This is a genomic window from Nocardioides sp. P5_E3, assembly GCF_054049275.1.
This window is the reverse complement of the sequence record NZ_JBFUMR010000003.1, coordinates 35,569-53,046: the sequence shown is the minus strand read 5'-3', so window position 1 is coordinate 53,046 and position 17,478 is coordinate 35,569. Positions and strand designations below refer to the sequence as shown.

The 17,478-nt window shown below is 70.0% G+C and carries 11 protein-coding genes and 1 pseudogene; 7 read left to right on the top strand and 5 right to left on the bottom strand.

What is annotated here, in order from left to right; all coding sequences use genetic code 11:
• Positions 1-78 precede the first annotated feature (78 nt).
• Together ACXJKB_RS02215 and ACXJKB_RS02210 are read right to left on the bottom strand one after the other, a co-directional pair.
• Positions 79-1,350 carry an NAD(P)-dependent alcohol dehydrogenase gene (locus tag ACXJKB_RS02215; protein WP_457184994.1) on the bottom strand — a complete coding sequence of 424 codons (1,272 nt, stop codon included), beginning with the start codon at positions 1,348-1,350 and terminating at the stop codon, positions 79-81.
• Positions 1,347-3,557: an MMPL family transporter gene (locus ACXJKB_RS02210; protein WP_457184992.1), complete on the bottom strand. Its 2,211-nt coding sequence runs from the start codon at positions 3,555-3,557 to the stop codon at positions 1,347-1,349. Before ACXJKB_RS02210 ends, ACXJKB_RS02215 begins: the two co-directional genes overlap by 4 nt.
• Positions 3,558-3,695: 138 nt before the next feature.
• Here ACXJKB_RS02210 and ACXJKB_RS02205 point away from each other — a divergent pair, with 138 nt between their 5' ends.
• From ACXJKB_RS02205 to ACXJKB_RS02195, 3 genes are all read left to right on the top strand, one after another.
• The gene (locus ACXJKB_RS02205; RefSeq protein ID WP_457184990.1) at positions 3,696-4,364 is read left to right on the top strand and encodes a response regulator transcription factor; all 669 of its coding nucleotides are present in this window, start codon (positions 3,696-3,698) and stop codon (positions 4,362-4,364) included.
• Positions 4,365-4,454: 90 nt separating this feature from the next.
• Complete coding sequence (locus ACXJKB_RS02200) at positions 4,455-5,786, top strand: sensor histidine kinase (protein ID WP_457184988.1); 1,332 nt, start codon at positions 4,455-4,457, stop codon at positions 5,784-5,786.
• Between the two features lie 217 nt (positions 5,787-6,003).
• Positions 6,004-7,866 carry a hypothetical protein gene (locus ACXJKB_RS02195; protein WP_457184986.1) on the top strand — a complete coding sequence of 621 codons (1,863 nt, stop codon included), beginning with the start codon at positions 6,004-6,006 and terminating at the stop codon, positions 7,864-7,866.
• Here ACXJKB_RS02195 and ACXJKB_RS02190 read toward each other — a convergent pair.
• Both ACXJKB_RS02190 and ACXJKB_RS02185 read right to left on the bottom strand, forming a co-directional pair.
• Positions 7,796-8,176 (bottom strand): response regulator, encoded by a 381-nt coding sequence (locus ACXJKB_RS02190; RefSeq protein WP_457184984.1) that lies wholly within the window; start codon positions 8,174-8,176, stop codon positions 7,796-7,798. The genes ACXJKB_RS02195 and ACXJKB_RS02190 overlap by 71 nt on opposite strands.
• Before the next feature lie 97 nt (positions 8,177-8,273).
• Positions 8,274-9,584, bottom strand: coding sequence for an MFS transporter (locus ACXJKB_RS02185; RefSeq protein ID WP_457184982.1), 1,311 nt, complete (start codon positions 9,582-9,584; stop codon positions 8,274-8,276).
• Here ACXJKB_RS02185 and ACXJKB_RS02180 point away from each other — a divergent pair.
• The 3 genes and pseudogenes from ACXJKB_RS02180 to ACXJKB_RS02170 form a co-directional block, all read left to right on the top strand.
• Positions 9,533-12,499: a LuxR C-terminal-related transcriptional regulator gene (locus ACXJKB_RS02180; RefSeq protein ID WP_457184980.1), complete on the top strand. Its 2,967-nt coding sequence runs from the start codon at positions 9,533-9,535 to the stop codon at positions 12,497-12,499. The genes ACXJKB_RS02185 and ACXJKB_RS02180 overlap by 52 nt on opposite strands.
• A gap of 131 nt (positions 12,500-12,630) precedes the next feature.
• Complete coding sequence (locus ACXJKB_RS02175; RefSeq protein WP_457184978.1) at positions 12,631-12,861, top strand: hypothetical protein; 231 nt, start codon at positions 12,631-12,633, stop codon at positions 12,859-12,861.
• Between the two features lie 58 nt (positions 12,862-12,919).
• A pseudogene (locus tag ACXJKB_RS02170) lies at positions 12,920-13,618 on the top strand (DUF4386 domain-containing protein); the annotation flags it as partial.
• Between the two features lie 174 nt (positions 13,619-13,792).
• Here ACXJKB_RS02170 and ACXJKB_RS02165 read toward each other — a convergent pair.
• Positions 13,793-14,464, bottom strand: coding sequence for a DJ-1/PfpI family protein (locus ACXJKB_RS02165; RefSeq protein WP_457184976.1), 672 nt, complete (start codon positions 14,462-14,464; stop codon positions 13,793-13,795).
• A gap of 155 nt (positions 14,465-14,619) precedes the next feature.
• Between ACXJKB_RS02165 and ACXJKB_RS02160 the strand changes: the two genes are divergently transcribed.
• Complete coding sequence (locus ACXJKB_RS02160) at positions 14,620-17,349, top strand: helix-turn-helix transcriptional regulator (protein ID WP_457184974.1); 2,730 nt, start codon at positions 14,620-14,622, stop codon at positions 17,347-17,349.
• The last annotated feature ends 129 nt before the right edge of the window (positions 17,350-17,478 follow it).

Below are 17,478 nucleotides of genomic sequence, written 5' to 3'. Positions count from 1 at the left end.
GACTGCAGAGATGCGGTCAGGGGCTCGATCCGTTCCAGCCCTTGCCCCCAGTTGGGGGCAACGCGGTCAGCAGTACCGTCACATCGTGATGGCGACCTTGCCTCTGCAGGCGCCGGACTCCAGGTAGCGCAGGGCATCTGGGACGCGAGACAGCGGATACGTGCGGTCGATGCTGGGTGTGACGTCACCTGCTTCGATGAAGGCGGTGAGTCGTGTTTGGTCACTGGCTCGCTCCTTGCTTGCGAGCATGGTCAACCGCTGCGTGACGAACAGCGAGAGCAGCGGGGCTCGAAGGGAACGGCCGAAGCCGCCGGTCCATCTGCCGCCTGCCTCGCCGCCGACGATGACCAGCGTTCCTCGCGGTGTCAGTGCCCGTCGCAGTCGGGAGAGCGACGTGTTGCCGCCGAGGTCGAGGACGAGGTCGTACCGAATCGGGCCGGCCGCGAAGTCTTGAGACGTGTAGTCGATGACGTGGTCGGCGCCCAGAGACGCCACGAAGTCGAGCTTCGCGGTGCTGCACACAGCGGTGACATCGGCGGCCAAGGCCTTGGCCAGCTGCACCGCATAGCTTCCGACTCCCCCGGAGGCACCGATGACGAGAACTCGTTGCCCGGCCTCGACCCTGCCGGCGTCGGTCAGGGCCTGCAGGGCCGTGCCTGCCGACACCGGAACGACGGCGGCCTGCTCGAAGGACAGGTTGGCGGGCTTGGGTGCCAGCTTGTCTTCTCGGGCGGCGGCGTACTGGGCGAACGACCCGCGGGAGATACCGAAGACCTCGTCGCCCATGGCGAATCTGGTGACCGCTGACCCGACTTCGACGACGGTGCCGGCGACGTCGAGGCCGGGCACGCGGTTCTTCGGCCGACTGAAACCGAAACCGATGATCCTGAGCAGGTAGGGCCGACCGGCCATCATGTGCCAGGTACCTCGGTCGAGACCGGCGGCGCGGACGTGAACGAGCACCTCGTTGTCGGCAATCTGCGGCAGGGCGATGTGCTCCAGCCGCAAGAGGTCGGCCGAGCCGTACTGGTCCTGGACCATCGCCCGCATGGTGTGGGTCTTGTCTGAGATGGCGTGCTTCATGGCGTTTCCTTTCGAGGATGGAGGGGATTCACCGAACGCAGGGTCACTTGACCTCAGCGCGCATGACGAGGAGCAGTCCGATCGCCAGCGGCGCGACCAGCCAGGTGGCACCGGTGACGGTGATCTGGGTCCACTGCTCTGCGGTGAGTGCCTGGTGGAAGACGAAGAGGCGTGGGCGTCACGTCCCACACCAGCACCCGTGAAGCCGACGTCGTCGACAGCGGTGGTGCCTCGGTATCTCGTGGTGACGCCTTCGGCGGTGATCATCGCGCGGCCCCGCTTCCTACGGGCTCCGGAACGGCGGGAGGTGCCGGCTGGGGGAGGGACGTCTCGTCGCTGTTCGCGGCGCGGCCGTCGACGTCGAGGTGCGGCAGCAGCCGGTCGAGCCAGCCCGGGAGCCACCAGTTGCGGTCGCCGAGGAGCTCCATCGTGGCGGGCACGAGCACGAGTCGGACGAGGGTCGCGTCGATGAGGATGGCAGCTCCGAGGCCCAGGCCGAACATCTTCGTCAGCACTGCCTCGCCGAGCACGAAGGAGAAGAACACGGTCACCATCACGGCTGCGCTGGCCGTGATGACCCGAGCCGACTTGGCCAGCCCGTCGGCGACGGCGAGGGCGTTGTCGCCGGTGCGGTCGTACTCCTCCTTGATGCGCGAGAGCAGGAACACCTCGTAGTCCATGGAGAGCCCGAACAGGATGGCGAAGATGCCGATCGGGAGCTGGATGGGCACGGGGGTCGCTTCGGGAATGCCGACCAGGTCTCCGAGTGGTCCGCCGCTGGTGGCCAGCGCGAGCACGCCGAACGCGGCGGCCGTCGCGAGCAGGTTCATGACGACGGCCTTCAGCGGCACCAGGACTGAGCGGAACACCATCGCCAACAGCAGGTAGGACATCAGCAGCACTCCGCCGAAGAAGATCGGCAGCCGGTCACCGGTCCAGCGGGTGGAGTCCACGTTGGCGGCCACCATCCCACCGACATGGACGGACAGTCCGGTCGCTGTCGCGGCGGCCGGGATGGCGTCGTGGCGAAGCGCGTCCACGAGGCGTTCGGTGGCCGGGCTCTGGGGCGAGGTGGTGGGCGTCAGGGTGAGCACCGCCGTGTCTCCGGCGTCGTTGAGGCCGGCCGGGGCGACGTACGCAACGCCATCGACCTGACTCAGGGTGTCGCCCAGTGCGTCGGCCGAGGCCCGCAGGTCGCCGGTGCCGCCCTGCACGGTCAGCACCATGGGTGCAGCGAAGCCAGGCCCGAAGCCATCCGCGAGGAGGTCGTAGGCCCGCCGGCTGGTGGAGGTTGGCGCGTCGTTCTGGGCGTCGGGGAAGCCGAACCGGATCCCGAGGAACGGCGCTGCCAGGGCCAGCAGCACGGCCAGCCCACCGATCGCCGCGGTCCACGGGCGGCGCTGGATGAAGCGGCTCCACCGGAACCACCTTGAGGCGTCGTACGAGCGGGCGTTCCTGTTCACGAACGGCACGTGCAGGCGTTCGATGCTGCGCCCGGTGAAGCCCAGTGCAGCCGGAAGCAGGGTCAGCGATGCGGCGACGGTGACCAGCACCGCGAGCACCACGGTGAACGCGAACCCGTTCATGGCCGGCTGCCCCATCAGCAGGATGCCGAGCATCGAGACCACGACCGTGATCCCGGCGAACAGGACGGCGCGCCCGGCCGTCCCCATCGCGGTGGCGGTGGCGCCTCGGGGGTCCTGCCCGGCGGCGAGGCTGCTGCGGTAGCGGGTGACGATGAGGAGGGCGTAGTCGATGCCCACCCCCAGGGCAACCATGGCCGCGGTCGCCGGCGCCCAGGCGGGGACGTCGACCACCCGCCGGAGGACCTCGCCGAGGGTCATCGCGATCCCGAGCCCGAACAGCGCGGTCAGCAGCGGTAGCCCCATCGCCACGACGGAGCCGAAGGTGACCAGCAGGATGATCGCGGCCGCAATCAGCCCGATGACCTCAGAGCCGACGGGGGCTGTTTGGGAGAGTGCTGCGACCGGGCCGCCGACCTCGACCTGGAGCCTGTCGTCACCCGCGGCGAGAATGGGGTCGACCAACGCCGCCGCTCGAGCCGGCGTGTACTCGTCGACGGTCATGTCGAGGGCGACGTCGGCGTAGGCCGTGGTGCCGTCCTCCGAGACCTGCGCCGCACCGTCAGCGGCGAACGGGCTGGCGATGCCGACGACGTGGGCGTCTTCTGCGACGTCGGCGAACACCTCGTCCGCACGGGCTCGTACGTTGGGCGACGACACGCCGTCGTCGCTGTGCAGCACGATCTGGACGGTGTCGCCGGATCGCTGGGGGAAGCTGTCATGCAAGGTGTCCGCCGCGGCTCTGGACTCGGACCCGGGCTGCAGGTAGTCCTGGCGGAAGTCTCCACCGAAGGCCCCGGCGAGGAGGAAGGACGCCGCGAGCGCACCGAGCCAGGCGAGCACGACCAGGCGGCGACGACGGAAGCACCAGTCAGCGAGATTGACCAACATGTCGGGCTCCTCAGGTCGGAAGTTCGGGATTCCTCGACGCTACGAAGACGATGCGAGGAGCACGATGGGGCAGACAGCAGCGCTGCTGGGGCCAGCACGACGGCCCTTGACGGCCAGCACCACCACTACAGTCGGCGCATGGCGCTGCGTGTGGTCTTCGCCGACGACAACTACCTGGTCCGCGAGGGTGTCTCTGCGCTCCTGGCGGAGGCCGAGGACATCGAGGTCGTCGACGTCGTGGCCGACGCCGTGCAGCTCCTCGCCGCAGTGTCCACCCACTCACCCGACGCGGTGCTCACCGACATCCGGATGCCTCCGACGCACACGGACGAGGGCATCGAGGCGGCACGACGGATCCACGCCGAGCATCCCGAGGTCGGCGTCGTCGTCCTCTCGCAGTACGTCGAGGAGGATTACGCCTTCGACCTGCTGAGCGATGGCGTGGCCGGGCGGGGCTACCTGCTCAAGGAGCGAGTCAGCGATCTGGACGAGCTGGTCCGCGCACTGCGAGAGGTGGCTCGTGGCGGTTCCGTCCTCGACCCGCTGGTGGTCGAGGCGTTGCTCGCCCGTCGAGCCGATGACGGTCCGTTGCTGGGGCTCACCGACCGCGAGCGGGAAGTTCTCGCGATCATGGCCACGGGCCGCAACAACGCGACCATCGCGAAGACCTTGTTCATGAGCGACCGTGCCGTCGAGAAGCACATCGGTGGCGTGTTCCAGAAGCTCGGACTGGCCGAGGAGCACGAGACCAATCGACGTGTGATGGCCGTCCTCGCCTACCTCGAGGCGTCGGGTCCCCGCCGCTGACCGCTCCCGGGGACGGGGGTGCGGCCACCCCCACTCCCGGGGTTCGGCCTGGACCCTCCCCCTCCCCGGAGATCAGGCGCACACTGCACCATGAGGACCGTTCGCAGCGCTGCGTGGCTGCCCAGAGGTGGCGGGCGCCGACTGGTGGTCCTGCTCGGCCTCACCGGATTCGTCGTGGGCGTCTACGTCCTCGTCGTGCGAGGCGGCGGCACCCTCATCGGTCACACCGACTCCCCCAGCCTGGCCCTCTCGGTGGCGGCGACGGTGGTGGTGGCGCTGTCGCTCGCTCCCGTCCAGGCCGCGCTGGACAGGTGGGTGCGGGGTCCCGGCGACGGGGCTCCGGCGGCGTACGACATCCTCACCCGGTTCTCGGACGGCGCGTCAGACGGCGCTCTTGACGGCGATTCCAGCGAGGAGCCGCCGGTGCGGATGGCCCGTCTGCTGGCCGAAGGCACCGGAGCCCTGTGGGCACAGGTCTGGTTGGTGGTCTCGGGCCGGCCGACGCTGGCGGCGTCGTGGCCGAGCGACGCCGACGAGGCGACGACCGTTCCCGAGCCTCGACCAGGTGCCCGGGACGCGACCGGATCGGATCGGCGGGCGCTGGCTGTTGCGCATGATGGGGAGCTGCTCGGCGTGCTTCGCCTGCAGGAGCGCCCCGGCCTGCCGCTGTCGTCGGTGGAGGAGCGGCTGTTCGGTGCGCTGGCGAGCCGGGCCGGGCTGATGTTGCGGCTGGCAGGCGTGAGGGCCGAGCTGGAGCGGCAGCACCGCGACCTCGAGAAGCGCGAGGACGACCTCACCGCGTCGCGCGAGCGGCTCATCGGGGCCCAGGACGCCGAGCGGCGACGGTTGGAGCGGGACCTGCACGACGGCGCGCAGCAGCACCTCGTGGCCCTGGCGGTCAACCTGCGGCTGGTGCAGACGCTCACGCAGCATGCCCCGGAACGGGCGACAGACCTGCTCGCCCGGCAAGGGGACGCCGCGACGGTAGCGATCGAGACGCTGTCGTCGTTGTCCCGCGGGATCTACCCCCGGCTGCTTTCCGACAAGGGTCTGGTGCCGGCGCTGCTGAGTGGCGTCACGGCGAGTGCGATCCCCGTGACCGTCACGGCAGACGGGACCCGGCGACTCCCGGCCGCGGTCGAGGCCGCCTTGTACTTCTGCTGCATGGAGGCGGTCCAGAACGCCGCGAAGCACTCGGGGGCGGCCGCAGTGGCCGTCCGCCTCAGCGACGACCGGGACACGATCCACCTGGCGGTCACCGACGACGGCACCGGCTTCGACCCTGACAGCGTGCACAACGCCGGCGCCGGCCTGTCGAACATGCGCGACCGGCTGGACGCGGTCGGTGGCACCGTGACGGTTGCGTCGCTCGCAGGCACCGGTACGACCGTCACGGCGCTCGTGTCCCCCGAGGCGGTCTGACGTGCTCGTACGAACAGCTTGGGCCGTGTTCGCCCTCACCGTGCTCGCCACCGTCCTGGACACCGTCTTCACCGCGGCGCACCGGTCCTTGTTGAGCGAGTCCACGTGGGCGGAGCACGGGTGGCCGTTGGCTCCGATCGCCAACCTGGGCTGCGCCCTCATGGGCGCTCTCATCGTGTCGCGCCATCCCCGGCACCCTCTCGGCTGGCTCCTGTGCGTGGCCAGCCTGCTCGCGGTGACGTTGGCGGCCGAGGCGTACGGCGTCTGGGTGCTCGACGGGGGCGGTCCGGGTCCAGATTCCTGGGGACACGTGGCGCTGTGGGCGGGGCCGCTGCTCGGATGGCCGGCCTTCTCCGCGCTGGTGCTGGTCTTCCTTCTCGCACCAGACGGGCACCTCTTGTCGCCCCGCTGGAGATGGGCGGTCGGGATCACGCTGGCCGGGTTGACACTGCACACCCTCGGAACGCTCTCGACGCCTCCGGGCGACTTCGTCTACGGCCAGCGAGACAGCACCCGCGCGCTCACTGCACCCCTGCTGACGGTGGGCTGGATGCTGGTCGCGGTCGGGCTGGTCGCCTCGGCTGTCTCCCTGCTGCTCCGGCTGCGTCGCTCCCGCGACGACGTCCGCCGTCAGCTGCTGTGGATCGCCTCGGCGGCCGCGATGCTGGCTGTCGGCGTCGTGGTGATCCTGGCTGTCCCGCGCATCACCGGAGTCGAAGGGACGTGGTTGGCCGGCTTGCCGCTGCGAGTGGCTCAGGTGATGGTTCCCGTCTGCGTGGCGGTCGCGGTTCTGCGTCACCGACTTCTCGAGATCGACCTCATCATCAGCCGAGCCTTGACCGTGGCGCTGGCGACTGCCCTGGTGGCCGTGGGCTACGTGCTCGTCGTGGTCACCGTCGGGCTCCTCGTGGACGGCACCGTCGGCTTCTGGCCCTCGCTGCTCGCAACAGCCGTCGTGGCGATTGCCTTTCAGCCGCTGCGCAGCCGCGTCGTCCGGATCGCCGACCGGCTGGCCTTCGGTACCGCGGCAGCACCCTACGAAGCTCTCGAGGACTTCAGCCGCCGCCTCGGCGAGAGTCCAGACCCCATCGACTTGCTTCCGTCTGTGGCCGAAGCCGCAGGCCGGGCAGTTCGTGCCCGCCGGGCCTCAGTGGTCCTCCACGTCGACGCGGGTCTCGACCTCACAGCCTCCTGGCCCGTCCACACAGGCGCCGACCTCACAGCCGAGCAGCTGGAGGTACCGGTGGTTCACCTGGCCGAGCGTCTCGGCACCATCTCCGTCGCCATGCCGACCGGTCAGCCACTACGTTCTCGAGAGCATGGCCTCCTCGCAGACCTGGCCGACCAAGCCGGACTGGCCTTCCGCAACGCCAGGCTGACTGCCGAGCTCGCAGGCCAGGTGAAACAGCTCAGCCAGCGAAACCAGGAGCTGGAGAGCTCCCGGGTGCGCCTCATCAGTGCCGGCGACGCCGAACGCCGTCGGCTCGAACGAGACATCGCGCGACAGGTCGTGCCGCACCTGCAGCCCCTTGCGGACCGCCTGCACGAGCTCGCCATCGCGCCGGACGCGGCAACCACGCCGGCCACCACGGACCTCGACCCGCTCGTCGCTTCGCTCAACAGCGCGCTCGAGGCGCTCCGCGAGATCACCCGCGGCGTGTTCCCGGCCCAGCTCGCCCGATCCGGCCTTCCGACAGCCGTCGGCTCCCTGCTCACGCGCACTGCGGGTACCCATCGCCTGGCGGTCGAGGACTCGGCCAGCGGCCGGCGCTTCGACCCGCGCGTCGAGGCCGCGGCGTACTTCTGCGCCGCCGAGGCCGTCCGGGACATGGGTGGACCGGTCGTCGTGTCCTTGTCCGTGGAAGACGATCGGCTACGGGTGGTCGTCACTGGTCACGAGGACGGGGCGCTTCCGCTCAGTCACATCCGCGACCGCGTCGAAGCCACCGGCGGGACCGTGTCGATGCACGTCGAGAGCGGCCGGGTCGCGCTCGACGCCTGGCTGCCGCTCATTCGCCGCGGCGCTCCGCAGCTGCCCAGACCGCGCGAAGCCGAGCCGGTCCGAACGCCGACTTGGTGACGTACGCCGCCGCGCCGGAGTCGTTGACGAACTCCTCACCAGCGTCGTCGTCGTAGGTCGAGAGCAGCACCACCACGGTCGTCGGGGTGGTCCTGCGAAGACGTCGCGTCGCCTCGACCCCGTCCATCCCGGGCAGGTTGACGTCCATCAGCACGAGGTGCGGACGCAGAGCATCCGTCACCAGGAGCGACTCCTCCCCCGAGGAGGCCATCCCCACGACGCAGAAGCCGGGAGTCTCCTCGACCACCGTGGCCATGGCGTGCAGGAAGGTGATCTGGTCGTCGACGACCACCACAGTCACCGCCGCCATCGCAACCACCTCCACCCCGAGTGTCGTGGCCCCGACACCCGAACGGGATGGGACCAGCCACACAGCCACAGGTGGGCTGCCCCACGCCCGCGGAAGGCTACGAAGTTCCTCGGATGGGCAGCACCGCAACCGCTGCGGCCAGGGCGCATGCGGCGGCTACCGCGTACAGCACGGAGTAGCTGTCGTGACCGAGGGCGAGCAGTCCCGGCGCCAAGGCGGGCGCGAGGGCGAAGGGCAATGCCCCTGCGATGTTGAGGACGCCGAGATCCTTCGCGGCGTTGAGCGGGTCGGTCAACACGTCGACCACCAGGGCCAGGTCGACGGCCATGTACATGCCGAAGCCGGACCCTCCAACGGCCATGGCCACGAGGTAGCCCTCGACGCTGCTCGAAGCGGCGACGATCACGAGCGCCGCGGCGTAGACGACGGCCGCCGCCATCACGAACGGCTTCCGGCGTCCCACACGGTCCGACAGGCGGCCTGCGAGAGGTGCGACGACGACAAGGCAGAGGGACTGGACGACCGTCCCGAGGTAGACCTGCCGCGGAACGTCGGACTCCGCACTGCCGACCTCAGCCAGCAGGTAGTAGGCCTGGTAGGTCACCAGGAACGCGTAGGCCATCACGAAGAGGAAGCGGCTGAGGAAGGCCCATGCGAAGTCAGGGTTGCGTCGAGGGTTGACGTAGAAGGTTCCGGCCAGCTGCCGCAAGGACCAGGGAGGCTTGTCCTGCGGATCGAGTCGACGGTCTGGCAGCCGCCACGCGAACAGCAGGACGGCGGCCCCTCCGACGGCGCACGGCGCGAGGAACATGAGCAGCATCGAGCCACTGAATGCCTGGACGAGGTAGGTGCCGACGACCGACGCCACAGGCACGCTCAACCCGAGAAGCCCGGAGACCATCCCCCGCTGCTCGGACGGAACCTGGTCCGGCAGAACGGCGGCCTGAGCGGCAAGGGTGGCGTTGAAGAACACCTGACACACGCACCAACCGACGAGCACGACCGTCATGCTCGTAGCGGTGGCGACGGTCAGGGTCCCGGCCGCTCCGAGAGCCACCCCGGTCACCATCCACGGGCGTCGCATCCCGACGTGCGAGGTGGTGCGATCGCTGAGCCGCCCGAACAGCGGGTTGGCCACGATGGAGAACAACGACCCGATGCCGGTGACCACGGCCAGGTTGCGGGGAGCAGCCTCGATGCCGACGAGGTCGTTCACCTTCAGGGCCAAGGACACCAACAACGGCGCCAGGAACAGCAGCGAACCGCCCGTGTACGAGAGCGCGTACAGGGTGACGAACCGCCATCCGACCCGCTCTGGCGCGGACCAGCCCTGTGCCGGAGGAGGGCGGCCCCCGGGTGGGCTGGTGCTCGCAGCGCGATCAGCGCTGCCATGGTCGGGGCCGGGCATGCGTGCTCCGTACGGTCGCCCGAGGCAGATGGTGTGACCCAGCATGTCCCACCACGGCCGGCCGCGGCAGTCGAGTCGGCGGTGGTATTGACCAGAGACCAACGGGCGGATGGTGCTCCCCTTACGCTTCAACCGGCACGACTCGTCGCCAGGAGGGAGCGCCAGTGGTGGATGCTCTGGTGCAGACCAAGCTCCTGCTTCCGCGACCTCGGCGCGCGCTCGTCCCCCGTCCCCGCCTCAGCGGCGCGCTCCACCGCGGCCGCGACGCAGCACTGATCCTCGTGTCAGCACCTGCGGGGTTCGGGAAGACGACGCTGCTGGCGGCAGCGCTGCAGGAACGGGTCGCCGAAGGCGCGCACGGCACGACGGTGGCGTGGGTGTCGCTGGATACGCGGGATGGCGATGCGGCCCGGTTCTGGAGCTATGCGCTGCAGGCTCTCGACGTCGCCAGCCCGGGGTGCGCCGCAGCCGCCCTGAGCCAGCTGGAAGGGGGTCATGGCCTCCTCGCGGACGTCATCACCTCGCTCATCAACGAGCTCAGTGTCCGCCCGGACGACGTGACCTTGGTCCTCGACGACTACCACCTCGCCGACACCCCCGACGTCGGCGAGACCCTGTCGTTCCTCCTCGACCATCGACCACCGCAGCTGCACCTGATCATCAGCACGCGGGCGGACCCGGCCCTGCCGCTCCCCCGGCTGCGGGCGCGCGGCGAGCTCGTCGAGATACGCGCCAGCGACCTTCGCTTCACCACCGACGAGGCCGAGACCTACCTCAACACCGTCCACGACCTCAGGCTCTCGACCTCCGACGTAGAGGCACTCGAGTCGCGGACCGAGGGCTGGGTCGCCGCACTGCAGCTCGCTGCCCTGTCGCTGCACGGGCACGATGACTCAGGGGCGTTCATCGCAACCTTCGCTGGGGATGACAGGTTCGTCGTGGACTACCTGGTCGACGAGGTGCTCGACCAGCAACCGGCAGGCCTGCGCCGCTTTCTGCTGGACACCTCCGTCCTGGATCGCCTGAGCGGTGCCTTGTGCGACGCGGTCACCGCAGGAACCGGCGGACGCGGCTTCCTCGAGACGCTCGAACGACGCAACCTGCTGCTCATCCCGCTGGACGACCAACGCCGCTGGTACCGCTACCACCACCTGTTCGCCGACGTGCTGCTCTCCCGGCTCCTCGCCGAGCGCCCCGAGGACGTGCCGGGGCTGCATCGCCGGGCCAGCGGCTGGTACGAGCAGGCCGGACACCTGGAACCCGCGGTCCGTCACGCGTTCGCGGCCGACGACGTCGACCGTGCAGCCGACCTCATCGAAGTCGCGGCACCAGATCTGCGTCGCCACCGGGCTGAGGGGACCCTGCGCAGCTGGTTGGCCCAGCTTCCCCCCGATGTGCTCGCCCAGCGTCCGGTCCTGGCGAACGACTTCATCGGCGCCCTCATGGCCACCGGCTCCTTCAACGGGGTCGGGCCCCGGCTCGACGCGTTGGAAGCGTCTCTCGATGCGGCGCCGGACACGTTCGTCATCCGGAACCAGGCCGAGTGGCGCAGGTTGCCGGCGGTGCTGGCGACCCACCGGGCAGGGCTCGCCCTGGTGACAGGAGACCACGACGCGACCATCACCCACGCCGAGACCGCGCTCGCTCGAGCGCCCGCCGATGACCACCTGACCGCTGGTGCGGCTTCTGCCCTGAAGGGTCTGGCCGCGTGGGCCGGTGGAGACCTGGCGTCGGCGCTCGAGGCGTACCGGACCTCAGCCGACTGCCTGGCTGCCGCCGGGCACACCTCGGACGTGCTCGCCTGCATCGTGACGCTGGTGGATCTGGACCTGCAGCTGGGTCGCTTGGACGAGGCTCACCGCGCCGCCCGTCACGGCTTGGAGCTCGGCGGCACTACTCGCGGCGATGCGGTCCTGCGCGGCACCGCGGACATGTGGGTGGCGCTCAGCCGCGTCGAATGGGAACGAGGCAACACCACGGCCGCGGAGGAAGACCTGAACCGCGCCGCAGACCTCGGCGAGTCCGCCGGCCTTCCGCAGCAGCCGTACCGATGGCGGGTGGCGATGGCCCACCTCCGCGAAGCGCAGGGCGACCTGGCCTCGGCGGACATCCTGCTTGATGAGGCTGAACGCCTGTTCGACAGCGACTTCTCACCCGTCGTACGGCCGGTCCCAGCCGTCCGCGCCCGGCTCCTCATCCACGCTGGGGACCTCACCGCCGCACGCAGCTGGGCCACGTCAGCGGGGGTGGCTGCCAGCGACGAGGTCACGTACCTGCGCGAGTTCGAGCACGTCACGCTGGCCCGCCTCCTGCTGGCCGAGCATGCCGACACCCACGACGACAACCAGCTGTCGGAGTCCCTCGACCTGCTGGAACGGCTGCACCAGGCGGCCGACACTGGTGGACGGACCGCGGTGGTGGTCGAAAGCCTCGTCCTCCAGGCGGTCGCCCACGACCGGGCGGACCGAACCGAGGAAGCCGTACGCCGATTGCGGCTGGCCCTCGAGCTGGCTCAGCCGCGCGACTGGGTTCGTCCGTTCATGGGCGAGGGACCTCGCGTGCACCAGCTGCTCACCCTCCTGCCTGGATCGGCGTCCGCCTTCGCCCGCACCGTCGACGCGTCGGCCGGCCAGCCCGCGGCACAGGTGCACGCGCAGCATCCACCAGCCGCCACTGCCGCCGACGTGTCAGTGGTTGAACCGTCCGGAGAGCCGTGGGCCCTCGTCGCGACACTGAGCAGCCGCGAGCTCGACGTGCTGCGACTGCTGGCCTCAGACCTCGACGGCCCCTCGATCGCGCGACACCTGCACGTGTCCTTGGCGACCGTACGCACCCACACCCAGCACATCTACGCCAAGCTCGGCGTCAACAACCGGCGCGCAGCCGTTCGACGTGGCCATCAGCTGAACCTCTGACCCACCGGACCCGGAGAGTTCATCGGCCCACTCATCACCTGTGATGACGCGCGCTCATCACCTCGGCTCCTACGTTCCCGGACATCGACAGCGCAGAACACCCCGGACTGCGCTCCTTGAAAGGGACGACGGTGGACACGAGCAGCGAACGCGAGGGCGACTGGTACGAGATCCGTGTCCAAGGACGCCTGGACGCCCGCTGGTCCACCTGGCTCGACGGCCTCACCTTTTCCCGACCCGACGACGGCACGACCGTCCTGCGCGGCCTGGTGACCGACCAGGCCGCCCTGCACGGGCTGCTGCACAAGTTGCGCGACATCGGGCTGCCGCTCGTGTCGGTCGCCCGCACCGAACCGGACTGAGCCGTCCATCCACAGCACGGCAAACCCCACACCTCACCGCTGACCTCAGGAGATTCCGATGACCACCACCCAGCGCACCACGAAGTCCCCCACCACCCGCCAGACGGCCCACGACCCGACGCGCCGCGCCGCGACCATCGTCGGCTGGCTGTTCGTCGTCACCTACGTCACCTCGATCTCCGCCAAGGTCGGCTTCTACCCGCCGCTGTTCGACGGGAACTACGTCACGGGCCCCGGAGAGGACTCCCGCGTCCTGTGGGGCGCGTTCGCCGAGTGCATCCTCATCATCGCCAACATCGGCAGCGCCACCGCGCTGTACACGGTGGTCAAGCACCGGTACCCGAACCTTGGCCTCAGCTTCATCGCTGCCCGCATCATGGAGTCCGTCTTCATCGGTGTCGGCATCTTGGCCGTCCTCACCGTCGTCACGCTGCGGCAGGACTACGCAGCGGCCGACGACCAGTCCGCCGCCGGCCTGGCCGCGGTCGGAAACGGGTTCCTCGCCATGCAGGAGTGGACCTTCAACCTGGGCCCCGCGTTCGTCGTCGGCGTCGGCAACGGCTGCATCCTCGGCTGGATGATGTGGCGCACCGGTCTGGTGCCGCGTCGGCTGTCCATGTTCGGACTGGTYGGGGGTCCGCTCATCATTGCCACCGGCTCTGCTGCCGTCCTCGGCCTCATCGAAGCAGGCGGGACCGTCCAGGTGCTCTCCGCCGCGCCCGAGTTCATCTGGGAGCTCGGCCTCGGCATCTACCTCATCGTCAAGGGCTTCAAGACCCCCAACGCCACACCCCCCTCCGGACCGAGCAGGCCCTGGACTCAACCTTCGGACCGGCGCAGTCATGATCGCCGTCGAGGGGAGTCCTTGGGGGTGCCGGTGCTCATGTCGTCGTCCTTGTCTTGGTGTGAGGGTGTCGTGATTCCGTGGATGTCAGACCGGGGGCATGGGGTCGTACTGGATGTCGCGCCTGACTTCTTGTGCGCGGTCGGTGCCGGCAAGACGGGCGACGATGTGGAGGGCCATGTCGATGCCGGCGCTGACGCCGGCGCTGGTGATGAGGTCGCCGTCGTCGACGAAGCGTGAGCGGACGTCGGTGATGACGGTGGGGTCGAGCTCGGCGAGGTGGTTGAGGGAGGCCCAGTGGGTGGTAGCTCGCCTGCCGGTGAGGAGGCCGGCGGCGGCGTAGACGAGGCTGCCGGTGCACACCGAGGCCATCAGCGGTACCTCGCGGCGTGCTTCACGGACCCACTGGAGGTGTTCGGGGTCGTCCAGCATCGGCCTGGTGCCGGGTCCTCCGGGGTGGATGAGTACGTCGAGCGGCGGCGCGGACCCTGCCGAGTGGTGGGCTCCGAGCACGAGTGACTTCGCGCCGACGACCGGCCCTCCGTCGACTGACATGCAGAACACGTCCCAGCCGTCTTCAGGGTGCATGCGCGTCCAGTTGGAGAGCACTTCCCACGGTCCGACGGCGTCGAGCTCCTCGACACCGTCGAAAACCAGCAGCCCGATCTGCCGGCGCCTTGCGCGTTCTGTCGCAGGCTCGTCGGAGGCTTGCATGCCCGCCTGTGCGGCGACCGGGCTGGTGACTGGGCGGTCGGTCATGTGTGTCGACTCCTGGCTATGTGTTTCGGGGCCCGAGTGCCTCCGTAGCGTGACGATCAGCCTGCTGCGATGCGCGCGGCATCGCCCCGGCCAAAGTGCCGGGATTGGTCCGGTCCACGACTGCGGACGCGGCGCGGCGGCTGTACGTTCGTGCCGTGCTGGTCGGCCGGGAGCCTGAGCGGGCACTCCTGGGAGCGCTCGTTGACGGCGCACGCAACGGCACGGCCGCCGCGGTGGTCGTCCGCGGCGACCCCGGGGTCGGGAAGTCGGCACTGCTCGACGTACTCGCCGCAGAGGCTGCGGACGTCACGTTGCTTCGCACGCAGGGGTTGGAGGTCGAGGCCCCGCTGCCGTTCGCGGCGTTGCACCGACTATTGCTTCCGCTGGCACGGCTGCGGGACCACCTCCCGCCGCCGCAGGCTCGCGCCCTGGGCGTGGCCTTCGGTGAGGACGACGGCCCGTCGGTGGAGCCGTTCCTGGTGGGCGTTGCCACCTTGTCGCTGCTCACGTCGGCAGCTGAGGAGAGCCCGGTGTTGTGCATCGTCGACGACGCCCACTGGCTCGACCCGGCCTCGGCCGGTGCCCTGCTGTTCTGTGCGCGACGTCTGGGTGCGGACCGGGTCGCCATGGTCTTCGGAGCCAGGGAGGGTGCTGCCGCCCGGTTCGAGGCCCCGGGCGTCGACGAGGTCGTCCTGGGTGGGCTCGACGAGGACGCGAGCCGGGCCCTTCTGGCCGGCCAGCTGGGTGAGTCGGCGGCGGCGGGTGTCGTCGCTCGGCTGGTGGAGGAGGCGCGCGGCAACCCGTTGGCTCTCCTCGAGCTCCCGCGCGAGCTGGACGCAGATCAGCTCACCGGCGCTGCGCCTCTGCCTGCCCAGCTGCATCTCACCGAGCGGGTCGAGCAGGCGTTTCTCGACCGGAGCCGCCGGTTGCCAGAACCGGTGCAGCGGGTGGTCCTCCTGCTAGCTGCGGACGACTCAGGCCGACTCGATGTGGTCCGCGATGCCGCCCGTCGTCTCGGTCTCGACGCGCACGCGCTACGAGCCGCCGTGGACTCTGGCCTGCTGGTGCAGACCGACGACGTGGTCACGTTGAGGCACCCGCTCGTCCGGTCGGCCATCTACCAAGCTGCTGCAGACGACGACCGAAGGCGGGCCCACCGTGCCCTGGCCGACGCGCTGAGCAGCTCGGGGGAGGCCGACCGTGCGGTCTGGCACCGGGCCTTCGGGTCGGACGACCGTGGCAACGACCAGGGCGACGACCTCGTCGACGCGCTGGCCGACGTTGGCGCGCGGTCCGGCAGGCGTGGCGGGTATGTCGCCGCGCTGGCGGCGTACGAGCGCGCCGCAGGCCTGTCGACCGACCCCGCGCGCCGGGCGGGGCTCATGTTCGCGGCCGCACGCAGCGCGTGGGCGTGCGGGCAGGCGGAACGGGCACGTGCACTGCTCACCACCGCTCGCGAGGTGACAGAGGACCCCGTTCTGCTGTGCGACATCGCGAGCTTGCGGGGGCACCTCGAGGTCAACATCGGCTCCGCGCCAGAGGGGCACCGGATCTTCGTCGAGGCCGCGCACGCGGTGTGCGATGTCGACGCTGTCCGGGCGCTGCAGATGGGGGTGCTCGCAGCCGTGATGCGCACCTTCGGTGCCGACAGCGGCACACCGCTGAGGTTCGAGGACCTGCTCACCGCGACGGCGGGAGACGACTCGGTCCGTACCCGGTGCCTGCGGGCGATGCTGGTGTCGATGACCGAGGTCGCCGAGAACCGGTGGGCAGCGGCGGTCGAGGCGTTGGCTCTCGGCATCGACCTCGGTGAGGACGTCGACGACCGAGACGTCCTGTGGAATCTCGGGAACGCCGCCCTCCAGCTCGGCGACGACGAAGGCCAACGACGCTTCTACTCCCACGCCCTGTCACGGGCACGCGAGAGCGGCGCCGTCACCGCAGTCATCTACTGCCTACAACGCCTGTGCTTCGTCCACTTCGCCACGGGTGACCACCTCGCGGTGCGCGTCAGCGCCGAGGAGGCGCTGACGCTCGGTGAGGGCATCGGCCAACCCGCCATGACCGCCCTCCCTGTCGCGTGGCTGGCACTCCTGGCCGCCCACCAGAGCAGCGACGAGTACGACGACCTCGCGGGCCAGCTCGAGACCCTGGCCGCGGCGCACCCGCTCGGCATCACCGCCGACCCCGTGCACGACCTGACACGGTGGGCGGCGGCCGTACGAGCCACCGGACGAGGAGACACCGCAGGCGCGCTCCATCACTTCTCCCGCATACGGCTCTCCTTCGTCGCCCGGATGGTCGCGACCCAACGCCTCGAAGCAGCGGCCCGCGCCGGCGACACCGCGCAAGCCCGGGCATGGACCGACGAGCTCGAGGAGTTCGCCGACCAGGCGGCGCAGCCATGGGCGCGGTCCGCCGTGGCCTTCGGACACGCGCTCAGCGAGGACGGCGACGTCGAGAAGTCCTTCCAGCTTGCGCTCGCCGAGGGCAGCCGGAGCGAACACCTTCTCGACGTGGCGCGCACCGAACTGGCCTACGGCGAGTGGCTGCGCCGCCAGCAGCGCCGTGTCGATGCCCGACAGCACCTGCGGCACGCACTCGACACCTTCACCGACGTACGCGCCAGCGCGTGGTCGGCGCGTGCTGAGCAGGAGCTCCGCGCCTCCGGCGAGACCGCCCGCAAGCGCGACCCGTCAACGCAGCTGCAACTCACCCCGATGGAGCGCAAGGTCGCCCAGCTCGTCAGCTCCGGGATGTCGAACAAGGACGTGGCAGCGCAGTGCTGGATCTCACCGCGCACCGTCGCCTTCCACCTGCGCAACGTCTTCACCAAGGCAGGTGTCACCTCCCGAGGCGAACTGGCCCAGCTAGACCTCGCCTGACAACGCCTCACGCTCCAGATGCCGCCAGGCGCCCCGCCCGGACACACTGCGCCGCCCTGAGCTCCTCGAGCTGACGTTCTCGAGCTCCCGTCGCGGATGTTGGGTGTCTTGCGGACGGCCCAGACCGGT

Bases quoted from the DNA above. Each gene is read 5' to 3' on its own strand.
- ACXJKB_RS02200 (WP_457184988.1), top strand. From the start codon at position 4,455: ATGAGGACCGTTCGCAGCGCTGCGTGGCTGCCCAGAGGTGGCGGGCGC.
- ACXJKB_RS02190 (WP_457184984.1), bottom strand. From the start codon at position 8,176: ATGGCGGCGGTGACTGTGGTGGTCGTCGACGACCAGATCACCTTCCTG.
- ACXJKB_RS02185 (WP_457184982.1), bottom strand. From the start codon at position 9,584: ATGCCCGGCCCCGACCATGGCAGCGCTGATCGCGCTGCGAGCACCAGC.
- ACXJKB_RS02215 (WP_457184994.1), bottom strand. From the start codon at position 1,350: ATGATCACCGCCGAAGGCGTCACCACGAGATACCGAGGCACCACCGCT.
- ACXJKB_RS02210 (WP_457184992.1), bottom strand. From the start codon at position 3,557: ATGTTGGTCAATCTCGCTGACTGGTGCTTCCGTCGTCGCCGCCTGGTC.
- ACXJKB_RS02205 (WP_457184990.1), top strand. From the start codon at position 3,696: ATGGCGCTGCGTGTGGTCTTCGCCGACGACAACTACCTGGTCCGCGAG.
- ACXJKB_RS02165 (WP_457184976.1), bottom strand. From the start codon at position 14,464: ATGACCGACCGCCCAGTCACCAGCCCGGTCGCCGCACAGGCGGGCATG.